This is a genomic window from Psychrobacillus sp. BM2, from assembly GCF_048572895.1.
In the GTDB taxonomy this organism is placed as follows: domain Bacteria; phylum Bacillota; class Bacilli; order Bacillales_A; family Planococcaceae; genus Psychrobacillus.
Genome location: NZ_CP183878.1, coordinates 3,624,451 through 3,638,687, shown reverse-complemented (window position 1 = coordinate 3,638,687; position 14,237 = coordinate 3,624,451). Strand labels below are relative to the sequence as shown.

The window sequence follows — 14,237 nt, the reverse complement described above, 5'->3', positions numbered from 1 at the left end:
AATGTCTTATCGTATTGAGCACGACTCTATGGGGGAAATTAAAGTTCCAGAAGATAGTCTTTGGGGAGCACAAACTCAAAGATCCAAACAAAACTTTAAAATTGGTACGGAAAAGATGCCAATTGGGGTAGTTCATGGCTTGGCGCTGTTAAAAAAATCCGCAGCAATCGTTAGTCATTCGCTAGGAAATCTTTCAGAAGCAAAAAAAGATGCTATCGCAGAAGCAGCAGATGAAATATTAGCTGGGAAACTAGATGCACATTTTCCGTTAGTTGTATGGCAAACAGGTAGTGGTACTCAATCTAATATGAATGTAAACGAAGTTATCGCTCATAGAGGAAATCAGTTACTTGAGGAAAAGGGAAGTGAAGAGCGCCTTCACCCTAACGACGATGTAAATAAATCACAAAGCTCTAATGATACTTTCCCGACAGCACTTCATATAGCAGGAGTACTTGCAGTAGAGAACCAGCTACTACCAGCAATTGATGTATTAAAGGAAACGCTTGGCAAAAAATCCGAACAGTTTATGGATATTGTCAAAATTGGCCGTACACATTTACAGGACGCAACACCTCTTTCACTTGGACAAGAGTTTAGTGGATGGCATAGAATGCTAGAAAAATCAGCGAAAATGATTTCGCAAAGTGTAGAAGATATGAAGGAGCTTGCAATTGGTGGTACGGCTGTTGGTACAGGGTTAAATGCACCAAAAGGATTTGGTGACCAAGTGGCGGCCGAAATTTCTAAAGCACTAGGAATCGAATTTACATCTGCTAAAAATAAATTCCATTCTTTAACAAGCTATGATGATGTAGTTTATGTTCATGGTGCAGTAAAGGCATTAGCAGCTGACTTGATGAAAATTGCCAATGATGTTCGCTTACTAGCAAGTGGTCCTCGTTCAGGAATTGGTGAAATCTCTATTCCGGAAAATGAACCAGGAAGCTCCATTATGCCAGGTAAAGTAAACCCAACCCAAAGTGAAGCGATGACAATGGTTGTTGCACAAGTAATGGGGAATGACACAACTATTAGCTTTGCAGCAAGCCAAGGAAATTATCAATTGAATGTATTTAAACCGGTTATCATTCACAATTTCCTACAATCAGTTGGATTATTAAGTGATGCAATTCTAAGTTTTAATAATAACTGTGCAGTTGGAATTGAACCCAACCTAGATACGATTAAGCATCATGTTGATAACTCTCTAATGCTCGTTACTGCATTAAACCCATATATCGGATATGAAAATGCAGCTAAAATTGCAAAACATGCCCATAAAAACGGAACAACATTAAAAGAGGCGGCAATCGAATTAGACTTATTGACTTCTGATAAATTTGATGAAATCGTACGACCAGAAAAAATGATCTAAAAGGCTATAAGAAAAGCGCAAGCGCCTATGATAGCCCTGACAAGCGCTGGAAGACTTGTAATAAAGGCAGCCTTTGCCTTTATTCGCAGGTCTGAAGCGACTCGAAGGGCTAGGCGTCTGGAGCTAGACAGAAAGAAAAGCGCAAGCGCCTGTGTTTTGGAAGTTAGTCGTCGTGACACCGTGTTGTGAAGACTGACTAACCCACATCGTACTGCCCCGCAAGTCAGAAGCGATAGAGCTGCTGGCATCTGGAGCTAGACAGATATTAAGTAAAAAAGGATTGTTCTCAAGTTATGAAAAAAATACTTTTGATTTTATTCAGCTGTATATTAGTGTTATCGGCATGTGGCAAAGAAAATAAGCAAGAAAATCATGAAGAGCACAAGGATCATGTCGGCCATTTAGATAATGGAGATTTACAAGAAACAACCGCGTCAACAGACGTATTACCTGCTTTCTTAGATACACAATCTGAGGATATGAAGCTTGTTTATCAAGCCGCTGCAAAGGCCAATGATGTACTAAAATGGATGCCTTGTTATTGTGGGTGCGGAGATAGTGCAGGGCATAAAAGTAATTTCAACTGTTTCGTCCATGAAATAAAAGAAAATGGGGAAGTTGTTTGGGATGATCATGGAACTCGTTGTGCAGCCTGTCTAGAAACAGCTATTGCTTCCATCCAAATGATTCAAGAAGGAAAGTCACTAGTAGAAATTCGCAATACTATTGATGAAACATATAAAGAGGGTTATGCGGCACCAACAGAAACACCAATGCCTTCATAATAAAAAACTGCTCCTTTTCACAATCTCGTGAGAAGGAGCAGTTTTTTTGTGCGTGTGGATTTTAGGAATCGGTTGATGTGATCTGATTATCGATTGAATAAGCTAGGTAATCGGTCGAATATCCCTACATTCACTTAATATAATAATCACTGATTAACTCATTCTTTATGACCTCTGTAGGTATTTCAAAAGTAATAACCCCCATATAACCTGGAGCAATCTCGTATTTATCGAAGGATATAGTCAACTTATGATCTGCCGTAATAGAGAATGTTTGGTCCGATCGAATAGACTCAAAGCCAATTTCTTCTTCACTCGCAATCCAATACGTAATTGTTTCATCCGCTGCCATCTCTTTGGACATTTCACTCTTAATATATTTGGAAATTGTAGCGGCATAACCGTCGTCTTTAAATAGACTAGGCAATGTGATTAGAACTTCATTTTTTTTATCAATTGTATCTATCCGCATTGTTGTGGATGAAGAACCTACTGAGTTCGCTTCGTAGCGGCTAATCGAAAGAATCTCATCAGTATCCGTCACTACTTCATACGTAGATACGACACCAAGATGGCCCCCGCCCACTTCCTTCAGTGCCTCCATCTCTTTTTGAAATCCTTCATAAAGTGCTTTGTTTTCTGCAATATATTTTTCATTTAGACTATTTTCTAATTCTTTATTATTCAATCCAGTTACATTTGGTACTTTTAAATCTGCGTTGTATGTGTCCTCTTCTATAGTTATTTCTTGTATCGAGATGACTTGAACGATGGATCCAAGAATAGGTACCTTGGATAGTGATTGAGCAAGGGCGGGATTCATATTGACACTTGCTACAAAGATTGTTGCAGCTGCCGCAACTCCAATTCCAAACTTTTTGAAAGATGGCTTTTTCTTTGATTGTTCCATTTTCACAGTTTGAATGGATTTACTTACTACTTGTTTCAACTCTGCTGGAATTTCAATATCGTTATATTGTTTTTTTGAATCATTTAACTTGCTCATGCTTTCACCTTCTCTTCCATATTGGCACGTAATTTCCTTAAAGCAGCATATAGTCTTGTTTTGATGGTGTTTTGGTTTACATCAAGCATCTTTGCAATATCTTCTATTTTCATATCCTCAAAAAAACGAAGAATAATAAGTGTCTTCTGTTTGGGTGCTAATTGATCAATTGCCTCGTACAAATCGATATCTGGTACTTCCATTTCAGTGGAGGATAAATGAAAGTCTAAAACTTCATCTTCCACAACAACCATTCGTTTGTTTTTATGAAGAAAATCTATGGAAGTATTTATTAATATGCGGTAAAACCATGTTTTCAAATATCCGATTTGCTCCAGTGAATCAATCGATTTTAAAGCTTTCATAATACTGTCTTGAATAATGTCCAGGGCAGATTCCTTACTTTTTACATAGCTATAGGCAAGCCGGTAATGGGCATTTTGGTTTTCAATGATATAGTTTTCCACTAGTTGAAACTTTTCTGATTTTGTCATGACATGGGTGTGCTCCTTTTTCTAGCTGTAACGTTCGAACGTACTAGTAATTAGACGGGGTTAGCTGAAAGAAAGTTTGACTCTTATTAATTTTAACGGTAATACGACGAAACAAGTAATTATGAAATTGACTAATAGATAGTTGCTTACGCATTTCAACATGTCCAGTTCCAGGCGCCTTCCATATTTCTTCCTTGTCTAGCTTCAACGCCTAGCCCCTCGAGTCGCTTCAGGTTTTCGATAAAGGCAAAGGGCGCCTTTACGGCGAAACCCTTCCAGCGCTAGTCGGGGCTTTCATAGGAGTTTCCGCTTTTCGGCTTATCTTAAGAATTTCTTCATTTTTATCCTTCTAGAATGTTAAGAAATGGTGGGTACAATGAGTGAAGTAGTGAAACAGGAGGGTAAATAAATGATACAAGTTAAGCAAGTGAATCATACATTTCTAATAGGAAAAAAAGGAAAAGAGAAGAAAGTACCAGTGTTAAAAGGTTTATCGTTCGACGTAAAACAAGGAGAAATCGTGGCAATTGTAGGGAAAAGTGGCTCTGGAAAGTCAACCTTGCTTCATACGATAGCAGGATTTATGAGCCCGGAGAATGGTTCAATTACAGTAAATGGACAAGAAACAGCTAATTTAAATGAAACGGAAAGAGCAGCCTTCCGTTTAAATAATTTTGGCTTCATCTTTCAAAACTTTCAACTGATGCCTGGATTATCCGCTTTTGAAAATGTAGAGCTTCCTTTAAAGCTAAAGGGTATATCTGCGAAACAAAGAAAAGCAAGTGTCCAACTAATGATGGACAAGGTAGGGCTAACGGAGGTTGGGGACCATTATCCAAACGAATTATCTGGGGGACAGCAGCAACGTGTAAGTATTGCTCGTGCACTTATTACAAACCCGCCTATACTCTTTGCAGATGAGCCAACGGGTAGTCTAGATTCCGAAACTGAGCGGGAGATTTTATTGCTAATACAAGATTTAAACAGCACGCTAGGTGTAACATTTGTGATGATCACGCACGACGAGGAAGTGGCAAGTATTGCACATAGAACATTTAAAATGCGTGACGGAGAGTTAGTTAAGGGAGATGTTCTATAATGCTATTTAAAGATCAGCTCGACTTTGTTCGCCAACATATTAAGAAAAACAAATTACGTGTATTTATGACAGTGCTTGCCGCAACAATGGGTTGTGCATTTTTAATCGTACTAGCTTCAATTGGATTTGGTATACAAGATACGATGCGTAAGGAAATCCTACAAGATCAAGCCATCACGGAAGTAGAAGTTTACCCGAATGAAAATGAAGAATTGAATCTCGAAGAAATTAAATCTGTTCCCTATATTGGAGCAATCGTTCAAAGAACAAGCATGGATGTGACGACAAACTTCCAACTAGAGGATCGTTCGATACAAGGAAAATTGCAACTAACTGATATGAAAGAGGAAGAACAATCAAATCTTAAATTATCAGAAGGACGATTGCCACAAAATGAATCAGAGATAGTAGTAGGCTATCACTTTGCACAAAATTTATGGACAGACGCAGAACGTGCAAAAGTAGAGGAAGGTATAGAAGAGGCAGATCTTCCAAAGGGTTATGAAAAGTCGATTATAGGTAAAACAGTTTCATTATCATTACAACCGCATGATTCGGAAAATGCGTTGCCAGAACAATGGGATTTTACAGTAGTAGGAGTAGCAGATAATCCAGCAAGAGACTGGATTGTAGACCAAAGCATTTTAATGGATAAATCATGGCTACCTGAATTGAAAAGTGCTTATGAGGCAAATACAGAAGAAGTTCCGGAAAACTTTACTTACACAACAACTAAAATCTATACATCTAGTTTAGAGCATGTGAAATCAGTAACAAAAGAGTTAAAGGATATGGGCTATAGCGTTTATTCTGTATCAGAGCAATTAGAGCAAATTGATGTGTTCTTTATGGCGTTTAAAATTGGACTAATCTTCGTTGGAACAATTGCCATTCTTATATCATCTATTGGTATTTTCAACACAATGACAATGGCTGTAACCGAACGAACTCGCGAAATTGGTGTAATGAAAGCGATTGGAGCTAGCCCGAAACTAATTCAACGATTGTTCTTAATGGAAAGCGCATGGATTGGAATAATTGGTACTGTGCTTGCGGTTATTATTTCATACGCAGTGAGTTTCCTAGCTAACTGGCTACTCCCGATGGTTGTTGGAGCAGCTTTAGGGGAGGATGAATTCCAAGATTTATCTATAACGTTTTCGTTAATCCCTTGGCAGCTAGTGGTCCTAGCTTCAGCTATTAGTATCGGAGTCGCAATGGTTTCTGGTTGGAGACCAGCTCGCAAAGCAACTAAAATTGATGTGATTCAAGCATTACGTCAGGAATTATAAAAGAAAAGAGTGACCAATGAGTGTCTTAAGATACTTTTTGGCCACTCCTTTTTTAAAGCTTAAAAAAGTATATGCCCTATGAATACTGAATTCATGAAACTTAAGAGAACAAACACTCCTATGATTTTCGTTTCAGGTGGACACTCTCCGCGGGCATAGCTTCAGCCTCCTCGCTGGAAAACATATGCTCCTGCGGTTACTCGTCGCAAAGCATATCGCTTAGATAATAAGATTAGCTCCAGTTAATGTAGGGATAAAATGATTTGAAATCGCTGATGAAGTAGAAATACTGTTATTCAATGATAGATGGTGGTAGACAATTTTCTTATACTAGTGGAAATAAAGAGAAATAGTAAGTATTTACTAAATAAAGTAGCGATATAGCGAACGAAATTGCATCTTCGAGAGCTTACTCTATGAATTAGATAGTATCTTTTCTCTAGTTATCCAATAACGCACTAATCTGTTTCTAAGCGTTGTAGAAGGGCGACGGACAGACGAACGCCATAAGGTTACCAGCATCTCTAAAAATTCACGCGGTGATAATATAAGCGACAAGTTCTGTCCAAAGCACTTCGGAAACGATAGAAACAGGTATTGGACTTAAACTGGGCGTTTTTTTGCTCAGTTTTTCTTATCCTGAAATCGAAAAATAAGCGATAAAAAGTACAAAAACCACTATTGCATTTATTAAATTATATTTAGTTCTAGAAATCGTTTGATCGAATCTTCCAGATTTCTTTATAAATACAATACCAAGATAGGTTATGAAAATCGCTAAAAACAATGCGAAAATAGGAGGCATTGCATAAACGCGAGCATCGATAAAGTGCACAATGATTATTGCGATCGCCATTGCTACACCATAAGCAACTTTTTTAATAGTTGGTTCTTTCATCATAAGATCCTCCAGTGGCATAGTATTTCAATCGCTATCAATTCAAATAATCCTTCAATTCATTCTCCAAAAACGGCTTTGCATTTAGCATCTGTTTAAATTGCTGATAACCTACCATTTGTTCGGAAGTAGGTTTTTTACCAGTTTTATAGGCACGTATTAAGATGTTTTTCGGTGTGTTTTCCATATCGATAAACTCGACTAATTGTGCCTCGTATCCAACCATATTCAAAATCTCTGCACGTATGGAATCCGTTGCTAAAGCAGCAAAACGTTCTTTTATCAGTCCATGTTTCAACATAATATCTAAACCTGGTGCATCTAGCTGTGTATTCAATTCATGCTGGCAGCAAGGTACACTTAAAATTACGCTCGCATCCCATTTAACAGCTCGTGCAAGTGCCATATCTGTTGCGACGTCGCAAGCATGTAAGGTAACTACCATATCCACAGCAGTTTCATCGTTGTAATCATTAATATCTCCTACTAAAAACTCTAACTGCTCGTATCCTAAATCATCTGCAATTTGTGCACATTCCTCAATTACTTCTTTTTTCAAATCTAACCCAGTGACCCGAATATCAAGTCCTTTCTCGATTTTTAAATAATGATACAATGCGAACGTCAAATAAGATTTACCTGAGCCGAAATCGAGAATTCTAACGGTTTTATCCTTTGGCAGGTAGGCAAGTGTATCATCTATAAACTCGATAAATCGATTAATTTGTTTAAACTTATCATACTTTTGCTTTTTGATTTTTCCATCGGGTGTCTGCACACCTAATCGGATTAGAAAAGGGTATGGTGTATGCTCGTCCAACAAATAATTCTTTTTTCGATTATGAGAGAGGTCTACTGTTTTGGCAGTTGTTACTTTCTCTGATTTCCACATAACTTTGTTTTTCTTTGAAAGCTGAGCTTGTACTTTTTCTGCTTTGAAATCTATATGAAGCTGACGAAATTGTTCTAATAGATCATCTAATTTTTCTGTAAATGCTTCTAATGCAATATTTTCATGCTTCAATATCCGTTCATATTGGTATTCGAGCTGGATATGATAGGTATTTTTTATCTCGATCGGTTTTAATTTTACACGTTTTACTTCATTAGATTTTGTGCGTGGTTGACTAATAGTTGCTGTGACTAACTGCTTGTTCAGTACTTGCTCGAGCAAGTATTCTTTCATTTCCTGAAATTCCATTAAATCGCCTACTTTTTCGTAATATACTTGGAAATAGTGTATCACATCAATCTCATTTATTATAAGTAAGTGTTTTGCCCGTCAGTCCGAACAAAATAGTAAGCATAGGACAAAGTAAACAGAAGAACGCGAACGGCAAGTAATCAATTGTTGAAACAGATAACACATCTGTGATGAAAATCCCACATACACTCCAAGGGACCAGGGGATTTACTACAGTACCTGCATCCTCCATCACGCGAGCCAGATTTTTGTTTGCTAATCCGACTTTTTGAAAATGAGCCTGGAATGTTTCACCTGTCAATAAAATCGATAAATATTGCTCTCCGATAAGTACATTCACTCCGATTGCGGTAAAAGCCGCAGCTGAAATAACCTTCCCAACACTTGTCAATAAACTCTCCACTTTCTGCAGTAAACTTTGCACAATACCTAAAGTAAACAACAGACCACCCATGCTCAGAGCTAGTAAGACAAGTGAGATAGTGAACATCATACTAGTCATTCCACCCCTAGAAAGTAAGGAGTCAATGGCTGCTATGCCAGTTTCTGATATATAGCCACTAAATAGGATATCTAATACTTCACTTGCAGAGTAAAACTGATGGAAATATGCAACAGCTATTCCGCTAGCAGAGGTCAGTGCAAGAGCTAAAATAGCTGGTACTTTTTTAAAAGACAGCACAATAAGCAAAGCTAAAGGCAGTAACGAATACCAATGAATCATGCCAGTTTGTATTAGACCATCCTTCAGTGTATTTATTTGTTCTAGTTGCTGCATTTCTTTGTTAGGAGAAAGCAATGCATAACCAATAATTGCGATAACAAAAGCTGGAATGGTCGTCCAACCCATATTTCGAATATGCTCAAATAGATCCACGCGAACAATGGCTGATGCTAAATTCGTTGTATCAGATAATGGAGACATCTTATCACCGAAAAATGCACCCGAGACAACAGCCCCGGCAGTTATAGCCAGTGAAATATCCATCGCACTTGCGATCCCCACAAAGGCCACCCCGGCAGTTGCAACCGTAGTTAAGGAGCTGCCGATGGCTAAACCAATGACGCAGGTAATTAAAAAGACAATGGCAAAGAAAAAATGCGGTGATATGAATTGAAAGCCTACATAAATAAGCGTTGGAATAGTTCCACCAATCATCCAGCTACTTATTAAAATTCCTATAAAGAAAAAGAGAAAAACTGCTCCCAGCCCCGTTTTAGAGCCTTCTATGAGACCTTCTTCCAATAAATTGAAGGGTACCTTTTTGATTAATCCATAAATGATTAAAAGTAAAATTGCAAACAATATTGGCATATGGGGTACAGCATCAAATTTTATAATACATACCGCCATAAAAGAAATGATTACTAAGATAAGAAATAGTGCCTCTCGAAAAGGAGGCGTAATTGTAGATGAAATTCGAAACATAATATATCCTCCTAAAGTAGTTTTCTCACTTTCGTGATTCAACGCTTTCAATCACTAAAGTAATTAGGATTTTACCATGTTTCAACAAACTGTCAATCCAAAAAGGAAATGTCTATTTCGTCGGAATTTTATGATAAAATAAAATTTAAATAAACAATCAAAGGGGTGATTGGTTTGTTAAATGAAAAAACAGTTGGAGAAATTGTAAAAGAAGCAGCAAGAAGGTTTCCAGATACGGAAGCGTATGTGTATCCAGAACATGGTATTCGAAAAACCTATAAGGAGTTTGACGAAGAAACAGATAAGCTAGCAAAAGCCTTTATCGGTATGGGTATTGAAAAAGGGGAACATGTGGCAATTTGGTCTGATAATAAGAGAGAGTGGTTACTGAGCCAATTCGCAACTGGCAAAATGGGGGCAGTTTTAGTAACAGTAAACACGAATTATCAAGAGAAGGAACTGGAATATTTATTGCAGCAATCCGATGCTACGACTCTCATATTATGTGAATCTTTTAAAGGAACTTCCTATTTAGATATACTACAAGCAGTTTGCCCGGAAATAGTTTCGTCGGAAAAAGGGAACATTCACTCAGAAAAGCTACCGCATTTTAAACGTGTCATTGTAATGAGTGAAAATGAATATCCTGGTATGTATACATGGTCAGAGTTACTTGCACATGCTAGTGAGGTTACGGATGAAACACTAGAGCATTCTTTAAAATCACTTCATATTGATGAGGTTATCAATATTCAATATACTTCAGGAACTACCGGTTTTCCTAAAGGCGTTATGCTTTCTCATAAAAACATAGTAAATAACGGACAACTCGTAGGAGATTATATTTATTTGACAGAAAAGGATCGCCTTTGTATTCCAGTTCCATTTTTCCACTGCTTTGGTTGTGTAATGGGAACAATAGCATCTGTCACACATGGTACCACAATGGTCATTATCGAACAGTTTGATCCAGGGAAAGTACTTCAAATAGTACAGGATGAAAAATGTACAGCGTTGCACGGAGTACCGACCATGTTCATAGCAGAATTGAATCATCCAGACTTTAAACAGTTTAAATTGTCTTCGCTACGAACAGGTATTATGGCAGGATCTATTTGTCCAATTGAAGTGATGAAAAAAGTGATGGATGATATGGGGGCAACCGAAATAACAATAGCTTATGGACAAACCGAAGCATCTCCAGTAATTACACAAACGAAAACAGATGATCCAGTTGAGAAACGTGTGTCATCAGTTGGTCAGGCACACCCAGGGGTAGAGGTTAAAATTATAGACCCATTAACTGGAGAAAGTACACCAGCAGGGGTTCCTGGTGAGCTTTGTACTCGAGGATATTTAGTGATGAAGGGTTACTATAAAAACGAACAAGCAACAATGTCGGCAATTGATGATAATGGCTGGCTTCACACAGGTGATATTGCGGTTATGGATGAGGAAGGATATATCGATATAACAGGGCGTATAAAAGATATGGTCATCCGTGGTGGAGAAAATATCTATCCAAAAGAAGTAGAGGAATTTTTGTATCAGCACCCTAAAGTTCAAGATGTACAAGTGGTTGGAGTACCTGACCCAAAATATGGGGAAGAGCTTATAGCGTGGGTTATCCTGAAAAGTGGCCAGCAACTAACATCTTATGAGTTAAAAGAATACTGCAAAGGAAAAATTTCATTTCATAAAATACCGAAATACATTGAGTTTATAGAGGCATATCCAATGACAGCTTCAGGGAAAATCCAAAAGTTCCTGCTTCGGGAAATGTCTAAAGAGAAGATTGAAGCATAATTCGAATTATTTCCTGGGAAATCGACAATTTTCATGGAAGAAACAGAGGAGAAACTAGTTTAAGTGAATGCAACTTTTCTAATGCGATTCAAAGCGTTTATGCTTGATTACTTGCTCATACTTGCCTATTTGGCTCTTCTTGCTATCTTTAATGTATTTCTATTTCCATCCATACAGAGTTTTTTTCATGAATCACTTGTAGTGGCACAGCTTACAGGATTCCTAATGGTGACTTTGCCAGTTTCACTTTATTTTATTATTTGTGACTCAGTGATAGGTGGCCAGTCATTTGGAAAGAGAAGAATGGGGATTAGGGTGGTCTCAGGTAGTACATGCAATTTGTCGTACTATCCTAAAATTTTTACCATGGGAGCTTTCGCATTATCTTGTCTATCGCCTAATTTATATAGGAGATGCAGAAGTTCCGTTAAATTACTATATCATTGGCGGTATTATTTATGCACTCATGTTTGCGTATATTCTAACCTCCATGTTTACTAAAAGGAAAAAGTCGCTTTATGATATTGTTGTAAAGACAAATGTTGTTAAGGTGGGACCTTAGTGCAGTGTGAGGGCATCGGTTTTTCCAATCGCTGCGCCATATAATTGGTATACTGATGAAAAAGTAATTTGAATGGAGGTGCTATGATGTATTTGGATCATATCGTTCATAGCGTAACGAAAAAGCCGATAGAAGTAGCTGAAGATTGGACTGAAAAAGGAATCCATGCAGTGGTGGGTGGTCAACATACTAAGTGGGGAACATATAACGCACTTCTTTATACGAAAACAAGCTATATTGAATGGCTTGCAGCAGAATATGAAGAAATTGCAAAAAATGCTAATCATCCTTTAATAGACCTTATGCTCCATGACTTGAAAACAAGTGGAGCAGGGTTTAATACAATTTGCATTCGCACGACAGCCATTGATGATCTTAGTAAACAGCTACAGGAGCAGGGTATAAAAACATCTGGAGTTCTACATGCTGAAAGAAAGACAACTAGTGGACTAGTGCGTAAGTGGAGAATGCTATTTGTGAAAGAGGATATAGGGGATGCCCTGCCTTCACCGTTCTTCATAGAATGGGAGGAAAGTGATGAGGAAAAATATCGCTTGCTTCAGAAGGATGGAACAATCGAAAAAAGTAATTTAGAGCTATCTATTACTGCCTGTGAGTTTCATGTTCGAAAACCTCGGGAAGTGATGGATAAGTGGAAAAGTTATTTTCAATTGACCGAACAGGATGAACAAACATTACTGTTGGAAAATACACGATTAATATTTAGACAAAGTAACAACATAAAAGAGCGGCTTGCAAGCATTGACATAGATGGATCTAATCGACATGAGGAAATCATTTATGAACAGGCAACCTATCGCTTTCTTTAAAGGAGAAAATATATGGATGAATTAATAGAAAAGGCAATACTCGTAGCTGTTAAATTACAAAAGGACGAGCATTTTGAATATGAGTTAGAAGAACTGCACAATTTAGCAGAGGCGTTAGATGTGGAAGTTGTAGGAGAAGTAACGCAAAATCTTGAACGGGTTACTAATTCCCATTATGTTGGTACAGGTAAGGTAGAAGAAATTAAGAACTTTTATGAGGAAGCCGATGCTAATCTCGTCATCTTCAACGATGAGCTATCTCCATCCCAAATAAGAAATTTAGAACGAGACCTGGATTGTAAGGTTATTGATCGTACGATGCTGATCCTCGATATCTTTGCTCGTCGTGCAAAATCGAATGAGGCACAGATGCAAGTAGATTTGGCGCAGCTTCAATATATGCTTCCTCGGCTTGTGGGCCTTCGAGCATCTCTTGGTAGACAAGGGGGAGGAACTGGCGGTGGATTCAAAAACCGTGGTGCTGGGGAAACAAAACTAGAGCTGGATAGACGTAAAATCGAGGACCAGATCGCAAAGCTCAAAAGAGACCTAGAGCATGCAAAGGATCAACGAGAAACACAGCGCAAGCAACGTAAAAAAAATGCAATTCCCGTAGTATCCTTAGTAGGTTATACGAATGCTGGTAAATCGACAATTATGAACCAATTGCTCAACAAAGTTGGACATATGGAATCTAAGCAAGTTTTTGAAAAGGACATGCTTTTTGCAACTCTAGAAACTTCCGTTAGACAGATTAAACTTCCAGACCAAAAGGAATTTTTATTAACCGATACGGTAGGATTCGTTAGTAAGCTCCCCCATCACTTAGTGAAAGCTTTCCGTTCAACATTGGAGGAAGCTCGTGATGCAGACTTACTCCTCCATGTTGTGGATGTATCGAATGCAGAGCATCGCTTTATGATGGACGTTACGAATGAAACACTTCATGCTGTTGGTGTAGAAGATGTTCCAACTATCTATGTATACAACAAATCTGATTTAGCAGATATGAAATATCCTCATGTGGCAGGAGATAATATTTGGATTTCTGCCAAAGAGGGAGCAGGAATGGATGAACTATTAGAGATTATTAAAAAGCATATTTTCTCTAACTATGTCCACTGCTCACTATTAATCCCGTTTGACCGCGGTGATATTGTATCCTACTTAAATGAGCATGCATCCGTTTCCTCTACTTCATATGAAGAAGAGGGGACAGTTGTACAAGTTGAATTAAAAAAATCGGATTATGATCGCTTTCGAGAATTTTTATTTGTTCAATAGAATTTTCTAATAAGAAAATATTAAAATAAAAAAGTTGTCTCCTCGGTAGCTTTCTATCGAGAGACAACTTTTTAGCTCAGATAAAGAAGTTTAACAAATAAAAATAGTATTTTATTCAAAGGGAAAGTTTTTATGTAGATGTTCTTATTAATAACAGTAAGCTTTAGTGG

General features: G+C 37.8%; 13 protein-coding genes and 1 pseudogene. 9 read left to right on the top strand and 5 right to left on the bottom strand.

Annotated features, from left to right (window positions below; all coding sequences use genetic code 11):
* The first annotated feature begins 1 nt into the window (after position 1).
* Together fumC and ACN6MX_RS17815 are read left to right on the top strand one after the other, a co-directional pair.
* Positions 2-1,378: a class II fumarate hydratase gene (fumC, locus tag ACN6MX_RS17820; protein ID WP_419960147.1), complete on the top strand. Its 1,377-nt coding sequence runs from the start codon at positions 2-4 to the stop codon at positions 1,376-1,378.
* A 293-nt stretch (positions 1,379-1,671) separates the two neighbouring features.
* On the top strand, positions 1,672-2,163 hold the full coding sequence (locus ACN6MX_RS17815; RefSeq protein ID WP_419960146.1) for a PCYCGC motif-containing (lipo)protein: 492 nt from the start codon (positions 1,672-1,674) through the stop codon (positions 2,161-2,163).
* 130 nt (positions 2,164-2,293) lie between these two features.
* Here the strand turns inward: ACN6MX_RS17815 and ACN6MX_RS17810 are convergent, their stop codons facing one another.
* Positions 2,294-3,169: a DUF3298 domain-containing protein gene (locus tag ACN6MX_RS17810; RefSeq protein WP_419960145.1), complete on the bottom strand. Its 876-nt coding sequence runs from the start codon at positions 3,167-3,169 to the stop codon at positions 2,294-2,296.
* Positions 3,166-3,663: a sigma-70 family RNA polymerase sigma factor gene (locus ACN6MX_RS17805; RefSeq protein ID WP_419960144.1), complete on the bottom strand. Its 498-nt coding sequence runs from the start codon at positions 3,661-3,663 to the stop codon at positions 3,166-3,168. Before ACN6MX_RS17805 ends, ACN6MX_RS17810 begins: the two co-directional genes overlap by 4 nt.
* Before the next feature lie 409 nt (positions 3,664-4,072).
* Between ACN6MX_RS17805 and ACN6MX_RS17800 the strand changes: the two genes are divergently transcribed.
* Entirely contained in the window at positions 4,073-4,762 is a 690-nt protein-coding gene (locus tag ACN6MX_RS17800) for an ABC transporter ATP-binding protein (protein WP_419960143.1), read from the top strand.
* Entirely contained in the window at positions 4,762-6,054 is a 1,293-nt protein-coding gene (locus tag ACN6MX_RS17795) for an ABC transporter permease (RefSeq protein WP_419960142.1), read from the top strand. The genes ACN6MX_RS17800 and ACN6MX_RS17795 overlap by 1 nt, the downstream gene beginning before the upstream one ends.
* Before the next feature lie 634 nt (positions 6,055-6,688).
* Here the strand turns inward: ACN6MX_RS17795 and ACN6MX_RS17790 are convergent.
* Genes ACN6MX_RS17790 through nhaC form a run of 3 tightly spaced genes read right to left on the bottom strand, consistent with a single transcriptional unit; the run spans position 6,689 to position 9,585 of the window.
* Positions 6,689-6,955, bottom strand: a complete 267-nt coding sequence (locus ACN6MX_RS17790; RefSeq protein ID WP_419960141.1) for a hypothetical protein — start codon at positions 6,953-6,955, stop codon at positions 6,689-6,691.
* 34 nt (positions 6,956-6,989) lie between these two features.
* Positions 6,990-8,153: a class I SAM-dependent methyltransferase gene (locus ACN6MX_RS17785; protein WP_419960140.1), complete on the bottom strand. Its 1,164-nt coding sequence runs from the start codon at positions 8,151-8,153 to the stop codon at positions 6,990-6,992.
* A 52-nt stretch (positions 8,154-8,205) separates the two neighbouring features.
* Positions 8,206-9,585 (bottom strand): Na+/H+ antiporter NhaC, encoded by a 1,380-nt coding sequence (gene nhaC, locus ACN6MX_RS17780; protein ID WP_419960139.1) that lies wholly within the window; start codon positions 9,583-9,585, stop codon positions 8,206-8,208.
* Positions 9,586-9,759: 174 nt separating this feature from the next.
* Between nhaC and ACN6MX_RS17775 the strand changes: the two genes are divergently transcribed.
* From ACN6MX_RS17775 to hflX, 5 genes and pseudogenes are all read left to right on the top strand, one after another.
* A complete protein-coding gene (locus ACN6MX_RS17775; RefSeq protein ID WP_419960138.1) occupies positions 9,760-11,391 on the top strand; it encodes an AMP-binding protein in 1,632 nt (543 codons plus the stop codon).
* Positions 11,392-11,472: 81 nt separating this feature from the next.
* Positions 11,473-11,676 (top strand): annotated as a pseudogene (locus ACN6MX_RS17770) (hypothetical protein); the annotation flags it as partial.
* 4 nt (positions 11,677-11,680) lie between these two features.
* Entirely contained in the window at positions 11,681-11,953 is a 273-nt protein-coding gene (locus ACN6MX_RS17765) for a hypothetical protein (protein ID WP_419962687.1), read from the top strand.
* 83 nt (positions 11,954-12,036) lie between these two features.
* Positions 12,037-12,783 (top strand): VOC family protein, encoded by a 747-nt coding sequence (locus ACN6MX_RS17760; RefSeq protein WP_419960137.1) that lies wholly within the window; start codon positions 12,037-12,039, stop codon positions 12,781-12,783.
* A gap of 12 nt (positions 12,784-12,795) precedes the next feature.
* The gene (gene hflX / locus ACN6MX_RS17755) at positions 12,796-14,067 is read left to right on the top strand and encodes a GTPase HflX (RefSeq protein WP_419960136.1); all 1,272 of its coding nucleotides are present in this window, start codon (positions 12,796-12,798) and stop codon (positions 14,065-14,067) included.
* Positions 14,068-14,237: the final 170 nt, after the last annotated feature.

Excerpts from the sequence above, each read along its gene's own strand:
- fumC (WP_419960147.1), top strand. The coding sequence starts at position 2 with ATGTCTTATCGTATTGAGCACGACTCTATGGGGGAAATTAAAGTTCCA.
- ACN6MX_RS17815 (WP_419960146.1), top strand. The coding sequence starts at position 1,672 with ATGAAAAAAATACTTTTGATTTTATTCAGCTGTATATTAGTGTTATCG.
- ACN6MX_RS17810 (WP_419960145.1), bottom strand. The coding sequence starts at position 3,169 with ATGAGCAAGTTAAATGATTCAAAAAAACAATATAACGATATTGAAATT.
- ACN6MX_RS17805 (WP_419960144.1), bottom strand. The coding sequence starts at position 3,663 with ATGACAAAATCAGAAAAGTTTCAACTAGTGGAAAACTATATCATTGAA.
- ACN6MX_RS17800 (WP_419960143.1), top strand. The coding sequence starts at position 4,073 with ATGATACAAGTTAAGCAAGTGAATCATACATTTCTAATAGGAAAAAAA.
- ACN6MX_RS17795 (WP_419960142.1), top strand. The coding sequence starts at position 4,762 with ATGCTATTTAAAGATCAGCTCGACTTTGTTCGCCAACATATTAAGAAA.
- ACN6MX_RS17790 (WP_419960141.1), bottom strand. The coding sequence starts at position 6,955 with ATGATGAAAGAACCAACTATTAAAAAAGTTGCTTATGGTGTAGCAATG.
- ACN6MX_RS17785 (WP_419960140.1), bottom strand. The coding sequence starts at position 8,153 with ATGGAATTTCAGGAAATGAAAGAATACTTGCTCGAGCAAGTACTGAAC.
- nhaC (WP_419960139.1), bottom strand. The coding sequence starts at position 9,585 with ATGTTTCGAATTTCATCTACAATTACGCCTCCTTTTCGAGAGGCACTA.
- ACN6MX_RS17760 (WP_419960137.1), top strand. The coding sequence starts at position 12,037 with ATGATGTATTTGGATCATATCGTTCATAGCGTAACGAAAAAGCCGATA.
- hflX (WP_419960136.1), top strand. The coding sequence starts at position 12,796 with ATGGATGAATTAATAGAAAAGGCAATACTCGTAGCTGTTAAATTACAA.